Below are 23,146 nucleotides of genomic sequence, written 5' to 3'. Positions count from 1 at the left end.
CAATTGCTATTGCAGGGGATCAAAGTCGCCACCCCAGTTATTGTTTTGTTTTAACAATGGGTTTCTATCCAACACTGCTTTAGGAATGCCATAAATATAGTACTGATCTTTAATAGCTATATCAACAGCATCTGTTGGAATAACAGTAGAAGTAAATTTATTCCACACTGTGTTTATATCCGACATCGGGCTTACATCCGATTGTCCTGTTTTCAGCAATACGGCGATTCCATGACGTTGAGTAAGGCTTCTCAGGTAACCAAACATCTTCCAGCGGCGCAGGTCATTCAAACGTTTACCTTCAAAACAAAACTCAACAAACCGTTCTTTTTGATATGCCTTGCGTATGTCGGGCTGCAACACGGCTGTAATACCATAATTACCGGCGATGCCTGGCAGCACGCCTGCACGGGTCCTGATCTGTTTTAACACGTCGAGTGCTGCAGCAGTATTACCTGTTTCATTAGCGCATTCTCCGTAATTCATTAATACTTCAGCATAACGGATTTCAACCCAGTCGACGCCTGCATTGTAAACAGTGCCTTTGTCAAGGGTTTTATCAACCGCTTTTATACGGTAAAAACTGGAGTTAGACCATAAAGGATCCAGTGTTATTGCATTATGAACGCCTTCCAGCCCGGTACCACCGTTATAATTCGTTATTGAGGTAAAATACGTCCACAGGTAGGTTTTACTGTCACGCATTCCCTTTAAATATTGATTAGGAGCTCCGTTGTAATAAATATTGGCATAAAACCGGTCATCCCTGTTAAAAAACAGTGTATCGTAGCTTCTCGATTGTGATTCCCAGGCCGAGCCATCCTTCATGGGAAAGGCATTCACCAGTTCCAGGGAAGGCCTGTCGTAACCTACATCATCCTTAGACCAATCCAGGGGAATTAAACCGCCCTGGAAATAAGTGGCCTGCGGGTAGTTGAACCGGTGGACCATTACCACTTCTTTGTTTAGCTCATCATCCCATATTTTACTGTAAGGACTATATAACCCTTTACCACGTGCATCCAGGAATTCTTTGGCCGCTTTATTAGCATCGAATGCTTTTTGCCAGGTGGCAACGCCTGCCAAACCATTAAACAACGGGCTGGCATAAAACAACAATACTCTTCCTTTAAAGGCGAGGGCCACTCCTTTATCTATCCGGCCCATATCATCATCAGTAAAAGCGTCGGGCAGTAATGCGAGGGCGTCATCTATATCTTTTAAAATCTGTGTTACACATTCTGAAGTTTTATTACGGGGTTTCTGCAGTGTAGTTAAATCAGAAGTAGGCAGCTGTGCTTCCAATATCAGCGGTACGCCGCCGTATGTGCTCACGAGGTTCTGATAAGCCCAGGCCCTCCAGAATAACGCCTGTCCTTTAATTTTATCCTTATCCGCCTGGCTGAAGGTAGCTTTATCGATATTACCCAACAAAATATTGATAGTTCGAATATTATTATAAGTACTAAAACTGTTTTGTGAGTCGAAGGTAGCGGTGCCCCTGAACCATTCATTTGTCTGTTTCTGATAAGGTACGCCTTCGTCGGTGTTGTTGCCGCTGCCGTAAGGATTGCCTGGCATCAGCGCTGAATAGATCTGATTTAAATAGGCGGTGGCAATATTTACATCCGACCATACCTGGTCCGGACCAACTGCAGAGAGATTCGTTTTGTCAAGTACTTTATTGCAGCTCACAAATAAAAAAGGAACGAAAAAAAGGAGTACTGCTATATTTAACTTATGCTTCATTTTCTTGTTTTTTAATTTGAACATGCTTTTCTATAACCTTATATCAATTCCTGCGGTAAAAGTTCTCATAGTTGGATAACTCATGAATTGAGACACTTCAGGATCATACAATTTAAATTTGCTGACATTAAACAGGTTTGATCCTGCCAGGAAAATCCTGGTATCTTTAATCGCTAATTTATTCAATACGATATCAGGCAATTTATAGTTGATGTTCAGGTATTTCATCCGTAAAAAGCCGCCATTATATACGTTGAATGTGGAGGTCCATGTATAACCGGCAGAATGAGGATCTCCCCATGGGTACATTTTGGGAGTAGAACCATTAGGATTTTCGGTGCTCCAGGAATCAGCGTGGTATTGTGGCACTTTTCCGCCACCGCCGAAATTCCTGCCCCAGGCGTCATTGTAACTTATTTTATATCCTGTGAGGCCGGAAAATAATGCTTCTACCGTAAATCCTTTATACGACAGTGAAAGATTCAATCCGTAGGCCATGGGGGCATTGTCGGCTCCAAAATAATTGCCCAGCACCATTTGGTCGTAGCTATCTACCTTATTATCCGGTTTTCCATCCGGGCCACTCAAATCGGCCAGCAGCATATCTCCCAAGGCTGGGGCTACTCCATTAATGGTATAACCGCTTGGCAGCTTATTCAAATCCTCCTGTGTGCGTATTACACCCAATGCCTTGTAACCATAGCTATACGCCAGCGTTTTCCCGATGGGGTTAGCATAGTCCTGCGTATTGGCTGCCACATCTCTTTTTATAGCCTTGTTGGTAGCATAGGTGAACACCCCTTTTACATTGTAGCTGAAGTTTTTGCCGATGTTATTGCTGTAGCCAAGCTCTACTTCAATACCATGGGAACTAACTTTTCCATAATTCTCAGGAGGCAATGATGCGCCAAACTCGTAAGGAATAGCCAGGATCCGGCTGCCTAATATATCATAGGATTGACGTTTCCAGTAATCGAAGCTGAAGCGTACATTTCTGAATACCGTTGCATCTACACCGAAGCCTGCGGAATTTGATTTTTCCCAGGTTAAGTTGCTGTTAGGTAATCCGCCATATGCCAGGCGTGATGCCGGGGTACCGGAAGCGCCAAGGAAATAGGTGCCTCCTTGTATAATATATTGCTCCATCCATCTCCATCTGCTGTTTGGATCATCCTTATCCAGGATATCATTACCGGTGGTAGCGTAGGATGCTCTCAACTTTAAGAAATCAACTGCATGGCCAAGTGTTGATGACTGGAAAAATCCTTCCTTTGAAATCACCCAACCTCCGGACACCGATGGAAACCATCCCCAGCGCTTATCCGGTGCAAAGTTGGTAGAACCGTCTCTCCGTACAGATGCGCTGAAAAGGTATTTGGCATCATAGTCGTAATTAATCCTTCCGATATAGGATAGCCTTCCAATCTGACCTTCGTTACCACTTGTTGACCAATCGGCGTTGTTGGCGCTGGTATATAAAAACTGATCTGTGGCAACGAGCGGAAAATTATACCGGTACATGCTGAAATAATTCGAGTAGCCCTCGTATTGCTCGTAAACAGCCAGTGCGCCAATCGTATGTTTTCCAAATGTACCGTCGTAATTAACCTGTGCATTTAGCTGGTAAGTATTGGATTTATTATATTCATTGCCTAAATACTGGGTGCCGGGATCGCCACTTAAAGTAGTACCCACCAATTCATTCGTATAAATCAAACCATTGGGACCTGTTTTCTTAAAATTGTACAGTGTTTGTTTTTTGGCAAAGGTTTTTATATAGCTGTTGTCGAAGTTTTTGCTGTAGGTACCTTTTATGCTCAGTCCTTCTACCGTGGGTATTTTGTACTCGGCAGTCACCAACGCATCTATTTGCTGGTTGTTGTTACGCCAGTAGCCCCCGTTTCTCATCATCTCTATAGGATTTCCCAGCCAACCGGGGTTATTTGGTTTACCATCTATATAAGGCGTTGCAAATACATCCCAGTACAGCAGCTTGCCCCAAAGATTATTCAGGTCATCGGAACCATAATCATAGGTAAAGTTGAAACGGTTGCGGGTACCATAACTTGTTCCCAGGTTTAAACCGAGTGTAAGATTTTTTACGAGGTTGGCCTGCACGTTTCCACGGAGATTGTATTTCTTGTAGGATACCTGTGGCAGGAATCCATCTTCTTTAATATAAGAACCTCCAATGTAGGCTCTCAGCTTTTCATTACCGCCTGAAACACTTAATGCATAACGTTGGCTGGAAGGATTGGTATAAGCGGCTTTGTAATAGTTATCGCCGTTAGGGTTATTTTGAAGCACCCAGTTAATTTCCTCATCGCTTAAACCTCCGTTCACGGCTTTGCTTAAATTCAATCCATCTTTAACCGGCATATATTCCGGCAATTTACCTACCCGTTGCGTGTTATAGGTGGCGTTGAAATTTATAACTGCCGTACCACTCTTTCCTGTTTTTGTTGTTACCAGGATAGCGCCGTTAGAAGAGCGGGAACCGTAAATAGCTGCAGAAGAAGCATCTTTCAAAATGGTGATATCCGCCACTTCATTGGGATCCAGCGCATCGAAACTGGTTTTATCCCGCACCACACCATCAATTACATATAACGGTTCAACGGCACTGTTACTAAAGGAAGAGCGGGCCCTCACTTTAACATTGGAGCCAATACCAGGTGTACCCGTGGGTGAACTGATAAAGGTACCCGACATACGTCCTGCCAATACATTTGATAAATTGGTTGCAGGAATGAGCTGTATATCCTTCGCGCTTATGGAGGAAACAGCAGAAGTCATTTTAGCACGTTTCTGTGTGCCATACCCTACCACCACTACATCTGTCAGTTCCGTGGCAACGGGCTGTAGTATGATGTTCAACTGGGAAGTACCGGTAACTGCAAAGACAGTACGAAATCCCGTCATCGTAACTTTCAGACGGCTGCCGGGAGGTGTGTTTATTTCAAAGCGACCCTCCGGACCGGACACTGTTCCGTTCCTCAGGTTCCCTTCCTGGCTGATAGTTGCGCCGGGGAGCGGCGTGCCCGTAGAGTCAGTGACAACGCCTTTAACGCTAATCTTGCTTTGGGAATAAATATGCGTGGATTGCAGTATCAGGCACAGCAACGCAATCGCCCATAGTAACGACTTGGTTTGGTTCATAAAAAAAATTGTACAGGTGACAAATTTGTGGAATAGCAATTCATTGTTCGGTTGATGACATCTCTAGTCTACCTAAAGATCTTACTATCCCTTGCCATGTACAACGCTTAATTTGACCATTACAAATGTTATTTTTGCAGGAGGACAATTACTTGTTATGTCAATAAACAAAACTCAACTGGCCGGTAAAGTGGAAAGGTCTATCAAGACCTTTCCACTTGTAAACTTTAACCGGCAAACTGATACGCCATTGCAAACTCTTTAGCAAAACCGGGAAATTTCCGGCTTCCCGATACTCCGTACTGATCTTTCTTAAATTCGTCGAACAACCCTTCCCTGATGGCCTTTCCCGCGTTCACGATAAGATTTTCAGCAGCATCCTGTGAAAACCCGTTCTGAAGCAGGCCCGCCAACAAGGCATCATCGGGAAACTCCACCCAATTTAACGGCTTGTCAATCGCGCTGCCTAACATTTCAGCTATGCCGTTGCCATTTCTTATATCGCTGATAACATATTCGATCTGCTGACCGGAAAAAGAAAGCGAATGTAAGAAAGTGAAGGCTGCATCTGCAATATCTGCCGGATGTGTCATGAGCAGATCAACCATTCCGCCCACATTGTGCCCGATAATGCCCTGGTGTTTTGCGGGCCCTAAACCACCGTAAAAATTGGTATAGAACATGGCGGGGCGTAAATGAACAACATTCAGCCCGGGAATGCCATTAAGCCGTTGTTCCAGGTTATAGTACCTTGATAACGGAGCAATGCCCGCCACCGCAACACCAATGCTGCTCAGGTTAACCGCATACCGGATATTGTGCTGTTCAATAGCCCGGACATAATTCTGGTGTATCTGGTCCGCAAATTCATAATAGTCCGGGACGGAAAAATCAGGGGGCACCATGGTATATACCGCATCCGCGTCTTCGAACGACCGGGAAACAAATTCCGCATCCGTTAAAGAGCCGGTCAATGATACGGCGCCCAGCTTTTCTATTTCCTTTGCCTTCCCGGAATCTGAGCTTATCACTTTTATTTCGTGACCACTTGCCACCAATCTTTCTATGAGAACACGACTGATATTTCCCAGGGAACCTGTTACTGTTGCTTTCATTTTTTATTTGTTTTAAAATTCTTGTACAAAACTAAACTTGTACTTACCTTTATACAAGTACTTACCCAATGGTAAGTATCAAATAATATGACAGCAATAAAAGAAACATCGGTCATCCAGGAAAACAAGAGCAATGCGTTTGTCGCTTGCCCGGTAACCTTTGTAATGGAAAAGATTGGCGGATATTGGAAGCCCATCATCCTGTTCAGTCTTCTGCCGGGAAAAAAGCGCTACAGCGAGCTGAAAAGATCAATACCGGCAGTTACAGAAAAGGTGCTGATACAGCACCTTAAACAATTGGAAAATGACGGGTTAATCTTGCGGGAGCCAAGACCCGTTGTGCCGCCTTATGTTACCTACGAACTGTCGGAGTCGGGCAGGGCATTAAGACCGGTGCTCTATGCAATGGCAGAATGGGCTGTTAGCCAGGGAGGGGAACTATCGGGTCAGTTTTCAAAGCAAATGGCGGACTTTCCGCCAGAATGAGAGGAAGTAATAGCTAATTCAATTCGTCTTGAAGACATGTTGATACTTTAATTAGATCAGGAATTATTCGAAATAAGCACGACCACTGTTCCAAAATACTTTCTAACATTATTTTTTCTGCGCCCAGATATAAGCCCGCCTGCTTGCATATTCCACCTCATCATACGGGCGCCTCTCTATGGCATCAATGATATTAAAACCCGTCTCATGAAGTAATGCAATGATATCATCTGATTTAAAGAAGAACAAATCAACATCAATTTCTTTATCATGCGCTTTGTCAAAATGGACAATCTCCTCTCCTGCGTGAAAGGAAAACAAAAAGTCTCCTCCCGTTTTCAATACCCTGTTTATTTCGTCGAAACACTTCCTTACCTGGTCATTATTAAAATGTACTATCGCATAAAATGCAATGGCACTTGCCAGAAATCCTGAGGGATAAGCGATATCCAATAAGTCTCCTGTTTCATATTTAATATGGGGAGAAAGCTCCCGGGCAGTACTAATCATCGCCGGCGACAAGTCAATGCCGGTGATATCGTGCATCCCATTGTCGTACAAAAATTTTGTTGTTTGCCCAGGTCCACAGCCAAAGTCGGCACAGGGTCCTTTATCTTTGTTAACAGCTGCAAATTCCTTCAATAACAACCGGTCAAAATGCTTGTGGGTCAGTTCGTCCCAGCGCTGCGCCGCATAGTCGCCGGCTACCTGGTCGTAACAGTGCAGTACTTTTTCCTGTGAATTCATCTTATTCGTCGTTTTTCAATACTAACTGAATGTTGCCTTTTCCTGCTCTAACCTTTTCTATCGCTTCGTTCATTTCAGAGAACGGCATAACCTCCACAGCGCTCTCAATGTTATGCTTTATTGCGAAATCAAACATGTCTGTCATGTCCTTGCAACTACCTACATAATTTCCAAAAATAGTTCGCTGAGCATAATCGTATAGCAAGCCAAGGTTAACGGGTTGCTTTTCCAACGGCGCGGCTACCACGCAAAACTTCCCCTGTGGCGTAAGGATCTTCAAAAAATCATTCAGATCATATTGTACATTTAGTGTCGAGATAATAAAATCAAATTTCTTCCCGATCGTTGTAAGATTATTGGCGTTTGAGCTTAGCACAAACTCCGCTCCCAACTGATTAATCATCTCCTTTTTTTCAGGAGAATGAGAAAATACATACACCTGGTGTCCCATTTTATTTAAAAACTGGATAGCCAGGTAACCAAGACCACCAGCGCCCAATACACCAACGGTAGAATTGGCTGGCAACTGCGCTCTTATAATTCCTGTATATACAGCAAGGCCAGATGATAGCAATGGAACTGAATTCACCGAGTGAAGTGCCGGCGGAAGTTTATATGCGAACCTGTTATCAACAACAATATGCTCCGCCAAACCACCATAGCAATGCACACCAATTACTTTTTGCCGCTCACAAAATTGTTCGTTCCCTGCTTTGCAATACTCACAGTCAAAACAAGCTTCCTGCTGATAACCGATCCCAACGCGATCTCCAACTTTCAATGTGGCTACATTTGCCCCGGTTGCTGCTACAATTCCCACAATTTCGTGCCCAGGAACAAGTGGGAATTTCGTATCGCCCCAATCATCACTTATGAACTGGATATCTCCTCTTGCAATAGCACAATAAATAATTTTGACGCTTACCTCATTGTCACCAACATTTCTTTCATAAAAAAATGGTTCCGGTTTTCCACCTTTCCCTTTAATTCCATATGCTTTGATTTTCATAAATAGCCCGATGAGTTTTTATAGGTTTTGGACCCTCAGTATCTCTTCGCGATCCGGGTCCGTGAAAAGAAGTTACGACTATTTTTTGGAAGATTTTCGGGGGAATAAAGCTATTTAATGGTGATGTTCTCGGAAAGCTGGTAATTAAAATTCAATATTTCGTTCATCTCCGCCATACGGTCGAAATTACCGCTGAATTGCGACCGGTATACATCCGCATAAATAAAAACATGGGTCTGGCCCACTTTTTTGTATTTGAGACAGAAAACAGAGCGGATGATAGCTTTCCCGTCTTTAGGATCATAGTCAAGCTCATACCCGGTTACACTGTTTGCATCTTCTTTGAATATAACCCTGTCGGGGCTTTCCAGTTTATAGCCCGCCAGGTCGAAATCTGCAGGGTCTGTAGAGAGCCAGATAGTGAGTTGATTTAGTCCATAATTCTTTTGGGGATGTACCAGGTCGTATATTTTAGCGTTTGTCGTAAATGTGCCGATTTTGATAGGCCCGAACTGCTGGGTTTTAACATGTCCGGATACTTTGAGTTCAATCCCGCGCGGGATCTCTAAAGTGATAGGATTTCCTTTGTCGTCCTGTATAACCTGGTTTTTAACCGGTAATTTTTCAACCTGATGCAATATAATCTGTGGGGCTGTGCTTAATTGATTTTTCAGCGTATTGATTTTCGCCCTCACTTCTTTTTGTCGGGCAATCTCCTTATTGATATCCTCTTCAAATTCTTCTTTCGATATCCGGGAAAATTCCATGATGGTGTTTTTGGAGTTGGAGGTAGTCGCATTATCCCTGAATTTAATCTGGAAAACATCATCGCTGAAAGCATGATCATACATTTCATAATACTCCCTGTCAGCGATATGGAGTTGCGAAAGCTGTTTAAAACTCCGGATGTCTATCTTAAATGTGGAAGGCAGCTCAAAATACAGGCTATCACCTTTCCTGATGAAGTGGAAATTATAATCAAGCACTTCCTGCATACCTTCAACCGTCATCCCTGTAAAAGGAGTTTTGTCCTCCCGGTAGATCTTAGTCATTTTCCAGTATGTTGGGCTGTTCTGAGATTGACAACTTAAGTTCATTAAAAAGAGGATGATCGCTATAATGATATTCCTATTCTTCTGGTATTTCTCCGCTGGTTTCATCTTCCTGTTTTTTGTTTTTCAATTTCCTGGCGATACTGAACCATTGTACTGCCTGTTAATCCGTTGTTCTGGTTGCTGACATAAAAGATATAAACAAATCAGAAAGATCCATTCCAAAGGTTTCATTAGCCGGTAAGTTAAATTGGCCATCTGCTCGTTATTGATTTTCCTGGATAAATTATATCCGTACTTATCATAGTTACGCCGTATCACCCGATGTAACCCCGGAGAAAAATCCTGCACCATTTCCTCAAAGGCATTTGCGATCAGCAACTGCCGGTTCACGATAATCGTTCTTCCATTCCTGTTACCCAACCGGAGGGGCTTCACGATTTTTGGATCTCCGGATACTGCAACTGTACACAGATAGTGCCCCTTATGGTCCAACACCGGCGGATGCATCTGCTGAGAAAGCCGCCAGGTGGTGGTTTCTGTGAAAGCTTTGATCAATGAATCGGGGTCCTGGCCAAACAAAGTAAGCACCGCTGTAATAACCAGCAGTAACGGAAGTATCAGGATAATAGACCACAACGTTAAATTGCTTCTTTTCCCAAGAAAAATATTCAATTTGTTCAGGAACTTATTGGAATAGACACGTTCATTGGCCGTAACCATGTGCGTCCTCACCACATGGAGTATAAGCAGGACGGCAATCAATATCGCCACTGCCGGTGCAAATACAAAAAGATAAACATGTCCGGATTTGTCATACATATCGATGCTGGCCGTATTATGTTCCGATACCTGCCATAAAATCAGCAAATTGATCACAATACCTGTTACCAGGAAACCCAGCGACAGCACTTTGGCCAGTGGTGGCAATTTATAGCCCTTCAACCACAACAGCAACAGAGAAATATTGAAGGCAATAAAGTAAAAGGTCAGAGTGATGATGTGCTTCCCGCCCAGCGGAATATAACATTGATCATCAACCGGGTCTATGGCGGTATAATATTCGTTACTGTGGATCAGGAAACCGATGAACAGCGATATCAGGGAAAAGACATAAACGTTCGCCAGGATGACCTCCGGAACAGTAATGGCCGGTTTGATCCTTTTCAAAGTAAATATGGTGATACCGGTTAGTCCAAAAAAAAAGAGGAGTACACAAACAATAATCATGTATTATTTCGATTAATTTTTACCTGTTGCCAATCTGATAATTTCGTTTATACTTACCAGTTCTTCATCTGTATGCTGATGATTTCTTTCCGAATGGTTCCGGTTAGTTACCAATCCGATTCCCTCCCTGTGCGTCAATATATTCTTATCTTCTTCTTTAAAAACCACATGCCTACAGATGAACTTCTGCATAGAAGGTCACCTGGGGATTGATCTGATGTACGTACGTAGAACCATTCCAGGGTTCGGTTTCCTGTCCGTCTTTGCCTGTCTTGCCGCTTAACTCTTCTATCCAATCCTCTGACGGCATTCCGGGATGTTCCATTATATAATCAGACAACATCATTTCCTTTTCCTCATCAACAGCAAATGGAAATTGTGTAAGCAGATAAATACAAAAATCCCTGTTTGATAACGTCAACTCCATGCTTCAATTGTTTTTACAGGTCAGCCTGATAGTCAAATGGCACGCCTTCGCATGCTGATTTTGTGATGTTACACAATAGGTGAGAACAATAGCATCACTCATCCATCCCATCTGCATCATTCCCTGCGGTCTTCTTACTATTTGCTACCAGTGCATTCAGGTTATTCACTTCCTCCTTTGTAAAATACCGCCAGCTGCCCTGTGCCAGGTCTTTCAGCGTCATATTCATAATCCGCGTCCGCTTCAGCGCCACTACATCATATCCCAATGCTTCGCACATGCGGCGTATCTGCCGGTTAAGCCCTTGCGTTAAAATGATCCGGAAACGGTTGGCGCCTTCCTGTTGCACAAAGCATTTCTGCGTCATCACACCAAGGATGCGCACGCCGTTACGCATATTTTTGAGGAACTCAATGTCTATGGGTTTGTCAACGGTAACGATATATTCTTTCTCATGCTGGTTGCCGGCTCTCAGGATTTTATTTACGATATCGCCGTCGTTGGTGAGGAATATCAGTCCTTCAGAACGTTTATCCAGCCGCCCGATCGGGAATATGCGGGAGGGGAAGTTCACGTAGTCGATGATATTGGTTTTATCCTTGAGGTCAGTGGTACAGGTAATCCCTTTGGGCTTGTTGAGGGCAATGTACACGGTGGCCTTCTTCTTTTTGAGCGGCTCTCCGTCTACTTCTACCACGTCGCCGTCCTTAACGCGATTGCCTTTGGAGGCGATGTTGTCATTGATCGTCACACGCCCTTGTTCAATATATTTATCAGCTTCGCGGCGACTGCAAAAGCCCGTTTCACTGATGTATTTGTTAACGCTTATATCCATATCAGGCGCAAATTACTTAAAACCGGGCAAAAAGTCGTGCACGGCGCCGGTGTTCAGGTCCAGCAGTTTCATGGTATATAAAAATACCTGGTGATGGAAATACGCGCCGGTAATACGTCCGCGACCACGTTCACCCTGGATGATGTTACGGACAGCCCCGGTTTTCCGGTCCAGTACATATGCCACGCCCCATCCGTTGGTTTCGGACGCGCTGGCGCTCAGGCATATCAGCTCATCGTCTTCCGTTACCAGTATATCCGTACCATGCACCTGCCCACTGTCGCCGCCCAGGTCGGAAAAGCTGCGCTGCCACAGTGGCTGAAACTGCTGATCGCAGCAAAACAGGATATTGCCCTGCGTGAGTATCAGGTATTGCCCGTTCCACCAGGTGATCTTACTCACCAGGTCCGGGTAAAACGTCTTTACTTTAGTACATGTAAAATCAGCGCCATCCACGCGGATATACGCCTTTTGCTTCTCCATCGGGAAATAAAAGACATCCTGAAAGGGATCGTAGGTGCCATCGGCCAATCGTAGTCCGAAAGGTACTACCGCCACGATTTCACCTGTGGCAATGTCCACCCAGGAAGGCTTTTGGCTATAGGCCTCCAGCAAGATATGCGTGCCGGCGCCATTAAAAAAGGCGTTATAATACAGGTGCCTGCTGGTGCTGTAGAGTTCTTTTTGCGTGTCAATGTTCATCACCACCAGCCGGCTTACCAGCTTGCGCGATCCTATGATCAGCGGGGAATTCAATACCAGTAACCTGTTGCCGGGATGCCACGCCACTACACTATAACCTGGATACTGCTCCCACAATTGTATCCTTTCGTTGATCGTGTCGTACCACTGCGGAGCTGTTCCTTCATCGTCGTCGCGGGAAAGGAACAGCTGTCTGTTTTTATAATCTGTAATGATATTCATCTGGCTCGTTCATGCTTAACTGCGACAATATCGTCGGGTCCTGGATACAGGTATTCCCCGCCAGTAAAAGTAATAATTCTGCTTTGATGTTAATCGCTAAGAATGTAACTTGTTACCGGCAATCTGTCCCGCTGCCCGGCTTCCTGACATGAAAAGAATACTATGCCTGATCACCGGTTTCCTGCTTCTTAAAAGTTCCCTGGTCACGGGTCAAACGCCATTGCCATACATACTCAATGGCGCAGCTACCCAGCGCACCTGCAACTGCTATGTGCTCACACCGGACCAGCAAGCCACCAGCGGCACCGTATGGAATAAAAATAAGATCAACCTGAATCAGTCGTTTAATTATGTATTTGATGTAAACCTGGGTTGTAAAGATGCAACCGGTGCAGATGGCATTGGCTTCATCCTGCAAACCAAAGGCACTAATCTCGGCGCTACCGGCCAGGGCATTGGTTTTAAAGGCATTTCACCCTCACTTGGGATCATCATTGATACCTGGCAGAACACGGATGAAAATGACCCTCCTTACGATCATATTGCCATACAAATGAACGGCATCACAGATCACAACGATCCCACCGGCAATCTTACCGCACCGGTAACCGTGCTGGCTAACAGCGATAATATTGAAGATTGTAACTGGCACCTTTTCCGCATCCGGTGGGACGCGGTGGCACAACACATGGAAATAAGCGTGGATAATGAGCTGCGCCTTACACTCAACAAAGACATTGTAAATGATATTTTCAGCGGAGATCCCAGCGTGTTCTGGGGCTTTGCCGGATCTACCGGCGGCAGCAGCAATAAACAGGAATTTTGCGCCGCCCTCCGCCCAGAATTTAATTTCAATCCCCAACAGATCTTCTGCGATGGCACTCCCATCCAGTTCAGGGATAATTCCAGTTCTTTCGGGTCCGTCACCCGTTGGTGGTGGGATTTGGGAGATGGAACCCTTTCGACCGCGCCTCTGCCACCTGCTCACGTTTATCCTGCGGCAGGCCACTATGAAGTAAAACTGGTGATTGAAGATAACAGCGGCTGCCGGTCTGATACTTTAAAAGCCCCCTTCACCGTAGGTGCGTACCCGGTAGTGGACTTCGGCCCCGATCCTCTTTGCCTCAATGCCAAAATGCAGATGGAAGATCGTACGACCATTACCGTAGGAACACTCCAAAAATGGGAATGGAACTGGGGCGATGGCACTACCTCCGCCGGTCAGCAGCCAACGGCTCCCTACACGACGCCCGGTACCCGCCAGATACAACTCTCGGTCACCTCGGCGCTGGGCTGCGGCAGCAGCGCTACCAAATCTATCCTCGTCAGCAACACCCCGCAGGTAAGCGGCAGAGGCGAAGACGTATGCCTCGGTGTTCCCACCAGTCTTGAAGGCGTTAACCTTACGCCGGCTACACCTATCAGCCAGTGGCACTGGGATCTCGGCAATGGTAACACCCTGCAACAACAACAAGGCACCTTCCGCTTTGCAGATACGGGCTACTATCCCTTACGGCTATACGCCATCAGCAGGGATGGCTGCGTCTCTCCTGAAGTGGAAGTGCCTGTCAGGGTTACTTCCGTATTCGCACAGGCGGGGAAAGATACCATCGTAGCCAGCGGCCAGCCCCTGCAACTACAGGCAGAATGGCTCAATCCGCGTATCCGCTACGCCTGGTCGCCCACCACCGGCCTCAATGACCCCTATATACCCAATCCCGTTGCCATACTGCAAAAAGATCAGACCTACCGCCTCACCCTCACCTCCCCGGAAGGATGCACGGATCAGGATGAAGTGAATGTAAAAGTTTATGAAGGACCGGAATTCTATGTACCTAACGCATTTACGCCCAACAACGACGGGCGCAACGATATTTTCCGCGTCATCGCCGCGGGCATACCCAAACTGGATTTCTTCTGTATATGGAACCGCTGGGGCCAGGAGATATTCCGCAGCGCCGATCTGCCGGGCGGATGGGACGGCAACTGGCAGGGGCGCCCCGCCCCCGCAGCCACTTATATATGGATGGTGCAGGGCGTGGATTACACCGGCCGCCGTTTCAGCAGAAAAGGTACGGTAACGCTTATACGATAACTACACCCGGTAACAAATCGCATTGATGTTCATGCCCGCTCCCACAGAAGCAAACAGGATCACCTCGCCGGCATGTACCGCCTGGTTGGCAATATGCCCCTTACGTACCATGTCAAATAAAGTAGGAACCGTGGCCACAGAACTGTTGCCCAACTCGTGGATATTCATAGGCATAATGTCCACCGGTATGTCTTTAATACCATATAATAAGTAGAAAGCTTTGATAATGGCAATATCCATCTTCTCATTGGCCTGGTGTATAAAGATCTTTTTTACATCTGCAATGTTTACGCCACCCGCATCCAAACAGGCCTTCATCGCTTCCGGTACATGCTTCAGCGCAAACTCATATACTTTGCGGCCCAGCATCTTGATATAACGGACACTGTTATCCGCTTCCGGTGCGTACGACTTGCCCATATAAATATAATTGAGCTCGTCCATCGCGTACGACTGTGCACTCGCACTAATAATCCCCGCCGTGCCCTCCGTATCTTTGAAAGCTTCTACAATCACCGCTCCCGCACCATCGCTGAAAATCATGCTGTCACGGTCGTAGCGGTCAATCACCCTGCTCAGGGTTTCAGTACCTATCACCAGGCACCTCTTCGCCAGCCCCGCTTTAAAGAATGCATCCGCCTGGATTAAACCCTGGATCCAGCCCGGACAACCAAACAAAATATCGTAAGGTATACAGGAAGGATTACGGATCCCCAATGCCTGCTTCACCCTGGAAGCCAGTGATGGCACTGCATCCGACTGAATAGTGCCTGTTAAAACGTTTCCGAAATTATGCGCCAGGATAATCTGATCCAGCGTTTCCGGGTCCACTCCCGCATCTTTAATAGCCGCTGTTGCCGCTGCTACCGCCATCTCCGTGGCGTTCATATCTACATCTGCATACCTGCGTTCAGAAATCCCCGTAACCTCCTCAAATTTGCGGATAATGTCTGCCGCCTCAGAAGGGATTCTCTCCTGCCGGTCACTGTAGAATTCCTGTTGCAAAAAATCGTTATTTAGTTTTTTGTTGGCAGGAATAAAGCTACCAGTACCGGTTATAACTGTTCGCATTGTTTGAACCATAGATCGTTTTTTAAGTTGCCACCTGACAACCCATTACATAAAGATACAATAAAAAGCTGCCCTGCATACACCCTTCCGGCCTTCACCAGCCTGTAAACACAAATGGCGCTGTCAAAAACAGCGCCATTATTATTTTTGTTCATTACTTAACTTATAAATTATCAGCTATTCCTTTCAATAATTCGTACGACCGAAGCCGTGTGTCCTGGTCGTAAATGTGAGCGGTAGCCATCAGCTCATCTACCTCCGTCTCTTCAAGAAAACGCTGCAGGCCTGTTTGCACAGTAGCAGCACTGCCAATAAAAGAACAACTCAGCATCTGCTGTGCATGCGCCGCCTCATATTCCGTCCACACCCCTTCCATACTGTCTATTGGCGGTCCAAGCCTCCGCAGCTTACCACGGATAATTCCCAGGAACAACTGGTAAAACGAAGTGGCCAGCCGGTTGGCTTCTGCATCCGTATCCGCGGCTATCACATTCACACACGCCATCGTATAAGGAGCCGATAAAAATTCAGAAGGCTTAAATTGCTGCCGGTATATTTTTAATGCTGCATGCAGCTGTGCAGGTGCAAAATGACTGGCAAACGCATAGGGCAAACCCATTGCAGCAGCCAGGTAAGCGCTGTCGGTGCTGGAACCCAGTATCCAGATCGGGATATCAAGGCCCTCGCCAGGTATCGCCCTCACGGCACTGGTATGGTTGTCGAACGATAAATATTGTTGTAATTCCTGTACCTGCTCAGGGAAATCGTGACCTGCCCCAAGCCTGTCGCGGCGCAATGCCCGCGCCGTTACCTGGTCGGTGCCCGGCGCCCTTCCAAGCCCCAGGTCTATCCGGTCGGGATACAGGGAGGCCAGGGTGCCAAACTGCTCGGCCACTACCAGCGGCGCATGATTAGGCAGCATAATACCACCTGAACCCACCCGGATCGTATGAGTGCCGCCGGCTATATATCCCAGCAATACAGCCGTAGCCGAACTGGCCACACTCACCATATTGTGGTGCTCAGCCATCCAGAAACGCTTATATCCCAACTTTTCTACGTGTTGTGCCAGCCGCAGGCTATTCCGGAATGCATCTGCAGGCGTACTTCCTTCTGTTACCGGTGCCAGGTCCAAAACCGACAACGGCCGTCTTAATCCATGCTTATTCATGGGTACAAATTTACAGCATTGCGGCCCACGGAAACGGGGCGATATACTTTAGGTAAGCACTTCTCACCGTTAAGCATGCTCCAGCATATGGATAAATTCGGCTGAAAAGCGGTATGCATCACCCGGCCAGCGGGCCGACAGGTAATGGCGGTCCTTTACCGTAAACCCCCGTTCCGGATGTCGTGCATCATCCCGGCTCAAAGGCAGGGGACCGGAAAGGAACTGCGCCGGATCACCCAGCGCCGCTGTCACTTCCGCCTGTACGGTAACGGGATAGGTGAGATAATAGTCTTTTAACCACCACCGGGTAAGATGATACGCCATACGCTCCTGGCTGGCCAGCAAGGCCGTGGTTTTATAGGACTGTAAAACGGATAACCCTGTTCGCGGATCTTTGCTTCGTGCAGCCAGCACTACACCATGGCAAATAGCCCCTACCGGCTTCTGCGCCGTAAAAAAATGAGCTACCACTTCCTGTAACAGGGAAGATTCAAGATACGCCTTCATCTTCTTGTCATGCCCACCGGGCAGCAAAAGGGCGTCATAATGTTCCGCACGGATTTGCGTATACTTTAAGGGCGTACAAAAAGATTCACTGTTTGACATGCGGTGATAGGCCATCACCGCATCCTCACGCGCCTGCAGCAACCATTTCCATATACCCAGCTGTTCTCCTCTCAGTACCCGGAGATCCGCCATCCCGCTGTAACCACCCGGCGTGGCAAATTGCACGTCGTATCCCTTTGCCGTCAGCAACAACCAGGGTATTGCCGCTTCCGTAGGATCGAAACCATAATCGGGTAGTGGCACCAGTACCTTCTTCATTCAAAAATGTTTATTGTGCAGGCAGTAACTTGAAAAGAAAGATAACAAAAAAAGCATTCTGCTGTTAGCAATTGCCTATTTTCAAGGTATTATGATCCGCGATATCGACATTTGGTTTGAATCTCAACCGGAACCGGCCAAGGGCTGCCTGCTCGCGCTACGCGCTTATATCCGGCAATACAACCCCCATATTACAGAAGCCTGGAAGTACCGCATGCCCTTCTTTTGTTACAATGGTAAAATGTGCTGTTATCTCTGGATCCAAAAAGAAAACAAACACCCCTACCTCGGCATCGTGGAAGGTAAAAATATCCCGCATCCCCAGCTGCAACAGGATAAACGCGCCCGCATGAAGATCCTTCCGCTCAACCCCTCAGAAGATCTTCCGATGGAAGTGATCAATGATATCCTCGGCAAAATGGTTCGTTGGTACGAACAATCCCGTAAGTAAATGCTGATGGGAACAAATTATTTTATAAAGATCAATAACGATAGTAATATAAGATAGATGACCAGCTTGGCGATCCGCCACCGGTTGGTACGGAAATGCCGCGGACGCGTAAAATCAACATTGATACGCTTCATCAAATAATCCGGACGGCCCTGCCCTATCAGGGTTTTAAACATCCCCCATTCCGTACTGCATCGCAGCAACGTCATATAATAAGCTACTTTTAATTCACGATATCCCATGCCGGCGGCCCGCACATAATTAACAGCCATATCAATTAAAGGAATAGCTGCCAAAAAGATCAGCCATTTCTGCCAGCTGAGAAATATAAAAAACAAAGGCGCACAAAGGAATGCCAGCACCAGTCCTTCTATGGGATTAGGAAACGCATACCAGTTAAAAGCCCTGAATCTGGGCAGCAATAATGCCATTCCCGCGCCATAACGCGTAAAACGGTCAAAATGCGGTTGCGCATGGTTCCACCACGGATGCGTAACACGCGCGGCTTTAACACACATGAACTGTGTACCATGCAACATACTCATCCTCGCCCCGAGGTCAATGTCCTCTCCCCCGCCAATAGCCGACAACTCTGGGGAAAACCGCAAATCCTGCAACGCGCTCCGCTTAAACATAATGTTCGCTGTTACGCCCCACATGAATTGCTCCTTCTTTTTCGCGATAGTGAAAATACTGGTAAGTCCCGCTGCATCCAGCGCGCGCGTAAATGCATTTACCGGTGCAGGAAAATCTGTTAAGCCAATAAAACCAATCGCCGATGCATTTTCTTTAACCGCTTTTACATATTGTAGCAACAAGTCGTTATCCGCCACAATATCATCATCCAGGAATAAGATCCAGCTGCCGTTTCCCGCCTCAATGCCCCTGTTACGGGTTTCACCCGGTCCTTTATTTTCGGAATTAATAAAAAGATGTATTACGCCTTCTTCTGCCAGCCGCTGCAATTCGGCACCAGGCTGTATCCCCGGGTTATCCGCAATGATGTAGTAGTTAAATTGCCATCCGCCTGGTTTGGGCAAATGGATGAGGGGAAGTAAATATTGCTCATCCAGCCGGAAAGTTGGAATGATAATATCAATAGAATCAGGAACCGCTGCCATAGGGCGCGAAGATAAATAACATTTTATTTGCTTTCATAATGCAAATGAAATATATATTTGCAGCCCATTATTCTTACGCTGAAGGTGTTATTATAAATACGCAGGTTACTATGCTGATAACGTATAGGGCTAAACGAAGTCAATTTATCTCCCAAACAAAAAAAATAAAATCCCGGCAATCAGCTTAATCACACTAATCCTGAGAAAGACAACATCCGCTGTATGCATAAAAAAAAGGGGTGGCAAGACTACCTCCCCTTTAATATTTTAACCATATCCTATGAAAAACCTGATGCAAAGATATATTCATGGTCGTTAGTTGCCCACCTTATTTCGTGAACGCATAATTATTGCCCGTGAATGCAACAAATCAGCCGTTGTTAACCGGCAGTTAACAAAATAATAAAGGTGTTCCCAACGCTTCCATTAGTTGCCCAAAGTTTTCAGCGCGAGGTAAGACATCAGACCAGCACCGGTTTCCAGCGCTTTTTCATCGGCATCAAAGGTGGCCGTATGCAAACCGGATATAATACCCCTGTTTTCATTGCGTACCCCCAACCTGTAAAAACAGGCATCCGCCACCTGTGAATAGGAAGCAAAGTCTTCTGCCGCCATCCAGATGTCCAGGTCCTCTACCTGCGCTTCACCCAGGTAGTCAACGGCGTATGCCTTGCTGGCAGCCGTCAGTTTATCTTCGTTGATCAGCACAGGATATCCTCTTTCTATTTTAATATCACAGGAGCCTTCCATACTTTCTGCTATGGAGATGGCCATCTTTTTAATCTTATCATGGGCCGCACTACGCCAGGTTTCGTCCAGCGACCGGAAAGTACCCTCCAGCTTCACTTCATCCGGGATCACATTACTGGCCCCGTTGGCGTGCATTTTACCAAAAGATAATACCGATGGCAGCAACGGGTTGGCACGGCGGCTCACAATCTGCTGCAGCGCTATCACCATATGACAGGCAATCACCACCGGGTCAATACCCAGGTGCGGCATCGCACCATGACCGCCCTTCCCCTTCACCGTAATGGAAATTTCATCATTGCTGGCCATATAGCGCCCGGAACGGAAGCCCACCTTACCCACTGGCAGCTCCGGCATCACATGCTGCCCCAGGATATGATGCGGCCGGGGGTTTTCCAGCACCCCTGCTTTGATCATCAAACTGGCCCCACCGGGGATTACCTCTTCCGCCGGCTGGAATATAAACTTCACCGTACCGGAAAACTCGTCCTTCATCTGGCTCAGGATACCCGCCACGCCCAACAGGGAAGACGTATGCACATCATGCCCGCAGGCGTGCATCACCCCCTCGTTCTGCGAACGGTAAGGCACATTATTCAGCTCAATGATGGGCAGGGCGTCTATATCCGCCCGCAAGGCCACCACCTTGTCCGACGGCCCTCCCCCTCCCTGCAGTAAAGCAACAATCCCGGTATCGGCCATCCTTTCAAATGGAATATCCAGGGCACGGAGCTTCTCCTCAATAAAAAGCGCCGTCTGGTATTCCCGGTAGGAAAGTTCTGGATTCGTATGAAGGTGGCGACGGTTGGCCGTTGCCTCCTCCAGCAGTCCGCTGGCTAATTGCCGGATTCTCTCTTTAAGCATGTAACAGTAGTTTTTATTGCGCTCCTGCGCCAGGAACGTTTTTACAAAATCATCAGTCAGGTGCGGATACGCCGCCGTATCGCCCCTTATAACCCTCAAGTATACAATTTTTTATCCGGTCGAAGCGCGCAAACGCCTGGCCACCAACAGCGCCTGTGTGGTGGTATAATATTTCGCCAGCATCCCCGCCACTTCCCAGGCCGGCATCTGCCCGGATTTCACGTATACCAGGAATTGCTGCATCACTTTTGCAAATAACCGTTCATGCCCCTTTACCAATTCCTCCGGTATCACCACTTCCCAGCCATACGCGCTTTCCTTTAACCCGATGCCGGGATACTTTTGTTCCAGCGTGCGGAATGCCGTTTTCATTTGCACGGTATCTGCTGATAACGGATGGATATATAACACCGGTTTGTACTGTTGTTCCTTGTCCTGCAGTATCATCAGCTCGGCCTTGCTGCCACGCAGCAGTGAATAATGGGTATCGCCGGTACCTGCAGGCGCTTCATAATCCCACTGAACGGAAATACGCGCATGCACCCCACGTATCGTATAATCAAAGGCCCCGTTAGCATACACCTCCAGCAGGCCGCCGGCATCGGCAATTTCCTCCAGGTCAGGCGTAAACTGCTGCTCTCCTGTAATGGCGCTGTACTGTGGCAGGCTCATCCCGGTGGACCACGTAATAGCGGTATCTATATGAATATCTTTTTTATAATCCAGTACCTGCCCGGGAAAACAGGTCCACTGCAACAGGTCTACCAGGTGCGTGGTCACATCTGTAATTCCTTCTCCCTGCTGCTTTACATCCATATACCAGGATGGCCGGATCAGTGTTTTCCCGGCTACCGTCTTCTTAAAGTGATGTACGCTTTTTTTGATCACAGCAGGGTCCCCGAAGCTGCCCTCCTGCAGTGTTCCAAACAGTTCCGGTAATTGCAACAGCTCCCTTTGTAACAGGTTATGGATGTCGTAGCGCTCTGTCATGATATCATACAACTGCACCTTGTTCGCAGCAGCCATCGCAAAAGATGATTGCAGGGAATCGAAACCCTCCGCATCAATCGCCATAGGTTTGTCGGCCAGCACATGCATACCGGCGTGCACGGCATGGCTGATATAGGCAGGCTTCAAACGGTTATTACCTGCCAGCACCACAATACTCCCCGGATCACACAGCAGCATCTTCTGCAGATAGTCGCTACCGGCGTACACCTCCGCGCTCCAGCGCACCGCCGGGCTGTTCTGCTCATTAAAGGCAGCTACCCGCTGCAGGTATTGTTTTACTTCCGGTCCGTCCGGTGCAAATACCCGGATCACGTCATCTATTTCCGGGTACATCTGCTGATGTACCAGCGAAGCGTGGAAATGACCAGGGTCAAGTGCAATTAGCTGCATAGGCGTTTGCATTTTAGATGGATGAATAAAGATAATATTTTGCTTCATCCGGTTATTTTTTCCGTTTCCGCATTTCCATTACAAAGTCATTATATTTGATACATCACCAAATATCTAACACCCAAATATACCCGCTATGAGAATTATTTTCGTACTCCCGTTCCTGTTAATTTCATTTTTCAGCTACGGTCAAACGGCTACCATTAAATCCATCCTGCTGGACCAGCTGCGTACTACCCACGACAAAGCGCACACGCAATGGTTTGTAACAGCCAACACCGCAGTAGAAGGACTCAGCTCCGAACAGGCCAATTGGAAAGACAGCTCCGGCAACCACTCCATTGCACAACTGGTAAACCATCTCATTTTCTGGGACCTGGAACTGCTGGAGAAATTCAAAGGGAAAGAAAAGTCAGCTTTCAACGGTAATAACGACGAAACCTTTTCCCCCGCAACACCGGCGCAATGGGAAGCTTCCGTGAAGCGGATCGACAGTGTGCTCACCGCCTGGGAAACGGCTATTGAGCAGGCCGATGAAAAAAAACTCGCATCACAATACGCTACCATCGCCAATATCAACACACACAACGCCTATCATATTGGCCAGATTATTTATATCCGTAAATTGCGTGGCAACTGGAATCCTGAAAAAGGGGTGAAATAA

General features: G+C 46.8%; 20 protein-coding genes. 4 read left to right on the top strand and 16 right to left on the bottom strand.

What is annotated here, in order from left to right:
- Positions 1-6 precede the first annotated feature (6 nt).
- The 3 genes from QFZ48_RS23925 to QFZ48_RS23915 all read right to left on the bottom strand — a co-directional run bounded on the left by QFZ48_RS23925 (position 7) and on the right by QFZ48_RS23915 (position 6,023).
- Positions 7-1,749 carry a RagB/SusD family nutrient uptake outer membrane protein gene (locus QFZ48_RS23925; protein ID WP_429063977.1) on the bottom strand — a complete coding sequence of 581 codons (1,743 nt, stop codon included), beginning with the start codon at positions 1,747-1,749 and terminating at the stop codon, positions 7-9.
- Positions 1,750-1,779: 30 nt separating this feature from the next.
- Positions 1,780-4,908 carry a SusC/RagA family TonB-linked outer membrane protein gene (locus tag QFZ48_RS23920; protein ID WP_429063975.1) on the bottom strand — a complete coding sequence of 1,043 codons (3,129 nt, stop codon included), beginning with the start codon at positions 4,906-4,908 and terminating at the stop codon, positions 1,780-1,782.
- Positions 4,909-5,135: 227 nt separating this feature from the next.
- Complete coding sequence (locus tag QFZ48_RS23915) at positions 5,136-6,023, bottom strand: NAD(P)H-binding protein (RefSeq protein WP_429048888.1); 888 nt, start codon at positions 6,021-6,023, stop codon at positions 5,136-5,138.
- 87 nt (positions 6,024-6,110) lie between these two features.
- Here QFZ48_RS23915 and QFZ48_RS23910 point away from each other — a divergent pair, with 87 nt between their 5' ends.
- Positions 6,111-6,509: a winged helix-turn-helix transcriptional regulator gene (locus tag QFZ48_RS23910; RefSeq protein WP_429048891.1), complete on the top strand. Its 399-nt coding sequence runs from the start codon at positions 6,111-6,113 to the stop codon at positions 6,507-6,509.
- Between the two features lie 108 nt (positions 6,510-6,617).
- Here the strand turns inward: QFZ48_RS23910 and QFZ48_RS23905 are convergent, their stop codons facing one another.
- The 7 genes from QFZ48_RS23905 to QFZ48_RS23875 all read right to left on the bottom strand — a co-directional run bounded on the left by QFZ48_RS23905 (position 6,618) and on the right by QFZ48_RS23875 (position 12,733).
- The gene (locus QFZ48_RS23905) at positions 6,618-7,256 is read right to left on the bottom strand and encodes a class I SAM-dependent methyltransferase (RefSeq protein ID WP_429048893.1); all 639 of its coding nucleotides are present in this window, start codon (positions 7,254-7,256) and stop codon (positions 6,618-6,620) included.
- 1 nt (position 7,257) lies between these two features.
- Entirely contained in the window at positions 7,258-8,265 is a 1,008-nt protein-coding gene (locus QFZ48_RS23900) for an NAD(P)-dependent alcohol dehydrogenase (RefSeq protein WP_429048895.1), read from the bottom strand.
- Positions 8,266-8,375: 110 nt separating this feature from the next.
- The gene (locus tag QFZ48_RS23895; RefSeq protein WP_429063973.1) at positions 8,376-9,317 is read right to left on the bottom strand and encodes a hypothetical protein; all 942 of its coding nucleotides are present in this window, start codon (positions 9,315-9,317) and stop codon (positions 8,376-8,378) included.
- A gap of 126 nt (positions 9,318-9,443) precedes the next feature.
- The gene (locus tag QFZ48_RS23890) at positions 9,444-10,547 is read right to left on the bottom strand and encodes a DUF6688 domain-containing protein (protein WP_429063971.1); all 1,104 of its coding nucleotides are present in this window, start codon (positions 10,545-10,547) and stop codon (positions 9,444-9,446) included.
- Between the two features lie 172 nt (positions 10,548-10,719).
- Positions 10,720-10,974 (bottom strand): hypothetical protein, encoded by a 255-nt coding sequence (locus tag QFZ48_RS23885; RefSeq protein WP_429063969.1) that lies wholly within the window; start codon positions 10,972-10,974, stop codon positions 10,720-10,722.
- A gap of 94 nt (positions 10,975-11,068) precedes the next feature.
- Complete coding sequence (gene rluF, locus QFZ48_RS23880) at positions 11,069-11,809, bottom strand: 23S rRNA pseudouridine(2604) synthase RluF (protein ID WP_370912116.1); 741 nt, start codon at positions 11,807-11,809, stop codon at positions 11,069-11,071.
- A 12-nt stretch (positions 11,810-11,821) separates the two neighbouring features.
- Positions 11,822-12,733 (bottom strand): hypothetical protein, encoded by a 912-nt coding sequence (locus QFZ48_RS23875; RefSeq protein ID WP_429063967.1) that lies wholly within the window; start codon positions 12,731-12,733, stop codon positions 11,822-11,824.
- Positions 12,734-12,881: 148 nt separating this feature from the next.
- Here QFZ48_RS23875 and QFZ48_RS23870 point away from each other — a divergent pair, with 148 nt between their 5' ends.
- A complete protein-coding gene (locus QFZ48_RS23870; protein WP_429048906.1) occupies positions 12,882-14,828 on the top strand; it encodes a lectin-like domain-containing protein in 1,947 nt (648 codons plus the stop codon).
- Here the strand turns inward: QFZ48_RS23870 and QFZ48_RS23865 are convergent, their stop codons facing one another.
- From QFZ48_RS23865 to QFZ48_RS23855, 3 genes are all read right to left on the bottom strand, one after another.
- Positions 14,829-15,899 (bottom strand): 3-oxoacyl-ACP synthase III family protein, encoded by a 1,071-nt coding sequence (locus QFZ48_RS23865; protein ID WP_429063966.1) that lies wholly within the window; start codon positions 15,897-15,899, stop codon positions 14,829-14,831.
- Positions 15,900-16,062: 163 nt separating this feature from the next.
- On the bottom strand, positions 16,063-17,070 hold the full coding sequence (locus QFZ48_RS23860) for an LLM class flavin-dependent oxidoreductase (protein ID WP_429048911.1): 1,008 nt from the start codon (positions 17,068-17,070) through the stop codon (positions 16,063-16,065).
- Positions 17,071-17,139: 69 nt separating this feature from the next.
- The gene (locus QFZ48_RS23855; protein ID WP_429063964.1) at positions 17,140-17,895 is read right to left on the bottom strand and encodes a type 1 glutamine amidotransferase domain-containing protein; all 756 of its coding nucleotides are present in this window, start codon (positions 17,893-17,895) and stop codon (positions 17,140-17,142) included.
- A 91-nt stretch (positions 17,896-17,986) separates the two neighbouring features.
- Between QFZ48_RS23855 and QFZ48_RS23850 the strand changes: the two genes are divergently transcribed.
- Positions 17,987-18,346: a DUF1801 domain-containing protein gene (locus QFZ48_RS23850; protein ID WP_429048916.1), complete on the top strand. Its 360-nt coding sequence runs from the start codon at positions 17,987-17,989 to the stop codon at positions 18,344-18,346.
- A gap of 17 nt (positions 18,347-18,363) precedes the next feature.
- Here QFZ48_RS23850 and QFZ48_RS23845 read toward each other — a convergent pair whose 3' ends face one another.
- From QFZ48_RS23845 to QFZ48_RS23835, 3 genes are all read right to left on the bottom strand, one after another.
- Entirely contained in the window at positions 18,364-19,467 is a 1,104-nt protein-coding gene (locus tag QFZ48_RS23845) for a glycosyltransferase (RefSeq protein WP_429063963.1), read from the bottom strand.
- A gap of 426 nt (positions 19,468-19,893) precedes the next feature.
- Positions 19,894-21,180: a M20 metallopeptidase family protein gene (locus QFZ48_RS23840; RefSeq protein WP_429048920.1), complete on the bottom strand. Its 1,287-nt coding sequence runs from the start codon at positions 21,178-21,180 to the stop codon at positions 19,894-19,896.
- Between the two features lie 12 nt (positions 21,181-21,192).
- On the bottom strand, positions 21,193-22,530 hold the full coding sequence (locus QFZ48_RS23835) for a putative oxidoreductase C-terminal domain-containing protein (protein ID WP_429063961.1): 1,338 nt from the start codon (positions 22,528-22,530) through the stop codon (positions 21,193-21,195).
- A gap of 88 nt (positions 22,531-22,618) precedes the next feature.
- On the opposite strand from QFZ48_RS23835, the gene QFZ48_RS23830 reads away from it, so the two are divergent.
- Positions 22,619-23,146 carry a DinB family protein gene (locus tag QFZ48_RS23830; RefSeq protein WP_429048924.1) on the top strand — a complete coding sequence of 176 codons (528 nt, stop codon included), beginning with the start codon at positions 22,619-22,621 and terminating at the stop codon, positions 23,144-23,146.

This window comes from Chitinophaga sp. W2I13 (genome assembly GCF_050434005.1).
GTDB lineage: Bacteria > Bacteroidota > Bacteroidia > Chitinophagales > Chitinophagaceae > Chitinophaga.
The sequence above is the reverse complement of the archived record's forward strand: the minus strand, read 5'-3'. Positions and strand labels throughout refer to the sequence as shown.

Bases quoted from the DNA above. Each gene is read 5' to 3' on its own strand.
- QFZ48_RS23925 (WP_429063977.1), bottom strand. From the start codon at position 1,749: ATGAAGCATAAGTTAAATATAGCAGTACTCCTTTTTTTCGTTCCTTTT.
- QFZ48_RS23920 (WP_429063975.1), bottom strand. From the start codon at position 4,908: ATGAACCAAACCAAGTCGTTACTATGGGCGATTGCGTTGCTGTGCCTG.
- QFZ48_RS23915 (WP_429048888.1), bottom strand. From the start codon at position 6,023: ATGAAAGCAACAGTAACAGGTTCCCTGGGAAATATCAGTCGTGTTCTC.
- QFZ48_RS23910 (WP_429048891.1), top strand. From the start codon at position 6,111: ATGACAGCAATAAAAGAAACATCGGTCATCCAGGAAAACAAGAGCAAT.
- QFZ48_RS23905 (WP_429048893.1), bottom strand. From the start codon at position 7,256: ATGAATTCACAGGAAAAAGTACTGCACTGTTACGACCAGGTAGCCGGC.
- QFZ48_RS23900 (WP_429048895.1), bottom strand. From the start codon at position 8,265: ATGAAAATCAAAGCATATGGAATTAAAGGGAAAGGTGGAAAACCGGAA.
- QFZ48_RS23895 (WP_429063973.1), bottom strand. From the start codon at position 9,317: ATGACTAAGATCTACCGGGAGGACAAAACTCCTTTTACAGGGATGACG.
- QFZ48_RS23890 (WP_429063971.1), bottom strand. From the start codon at position 10,547: ATGATTATTGTTTGTGTACTCCTCTTTTTTTTTGGACTAACCGGTATC.
- QFZ48_RS23885 (WP_429063969.1), bottom strand. From the start codon at position 10,974: ATGGAGTTGACGTTATCAAACAGGGATTTTTGTATTTATCTGCTTACA.
- rluF (WP_370912116.1), bottom strand. From the start codon at position 11,809: ATGGATATAAGCGTTAACAAATACATCAGTGAAACGGGCTTTTGCAGT.
- QFZ48_RS23875 (WP_429063967.1), bottom strand. From the start codon at position 12,733: ATGAATATCATTACAGATTATAAAAACAGACAGCTGTTCCTTTCCCGC.
- QFZ48_RS23870 (WP_429048906.1), top strand. From the start codon at position 12,882: ATGAAAAGAATACTATGCCTGATCACCGGTTTCCTGCTTCTTAAAAGT.
- QFZ48_RS23865 (WP_429063966.1), bottom strand. From the start codon at position 15,899: ATGCGAACAGTTATAACCGGTACTGGTAGCTTTATTCCTGCCAACAAA.
- QFZ48_RS23860 (WP_429048911.1), bottom strand. From the start codon at position 17,070: ATGAATAAGCATGGATTAAGACGGCCGTTGTCGGTTTTGGACCTGGCA.
- QFZ48_RS23855 (WP_429063964.1), bottom strand. From the start codon at position 17,895: ATGAAGAAGGTACTGGTGCCACTACCCGATTATGGTTTCGATCCTACG.
- QFZ48_RS23850 (WP_429048916.1), top strand. From the start codon at position 17,987: ATGATCCGCGATATCGACATTTGGTTTGAATCTCAACCGGAACCGGCC.
- QFZ48_RS23845 (WP_429063963.1), bottom strand. From the start codon at position 19,467: ATGGCAGCGGTTCCTGATTCTATTGATATTATCATTCCAACTTTCCGG.
- QFZ48_RS23835 (WP_429063961.1), bottom strand. From the start codon at position 22,530: ATGAAGCAAAATATTATCTTTATTCATCCATCTAAAATGCAAACGCCT.
- QFZ48_RS23830 (WP_429048924.1), top strand. From the start codon at position 22,619: ATGAGAATTATTTTCGTACTCCCGTTCCTGTTAATTTCATTTTTCAGC.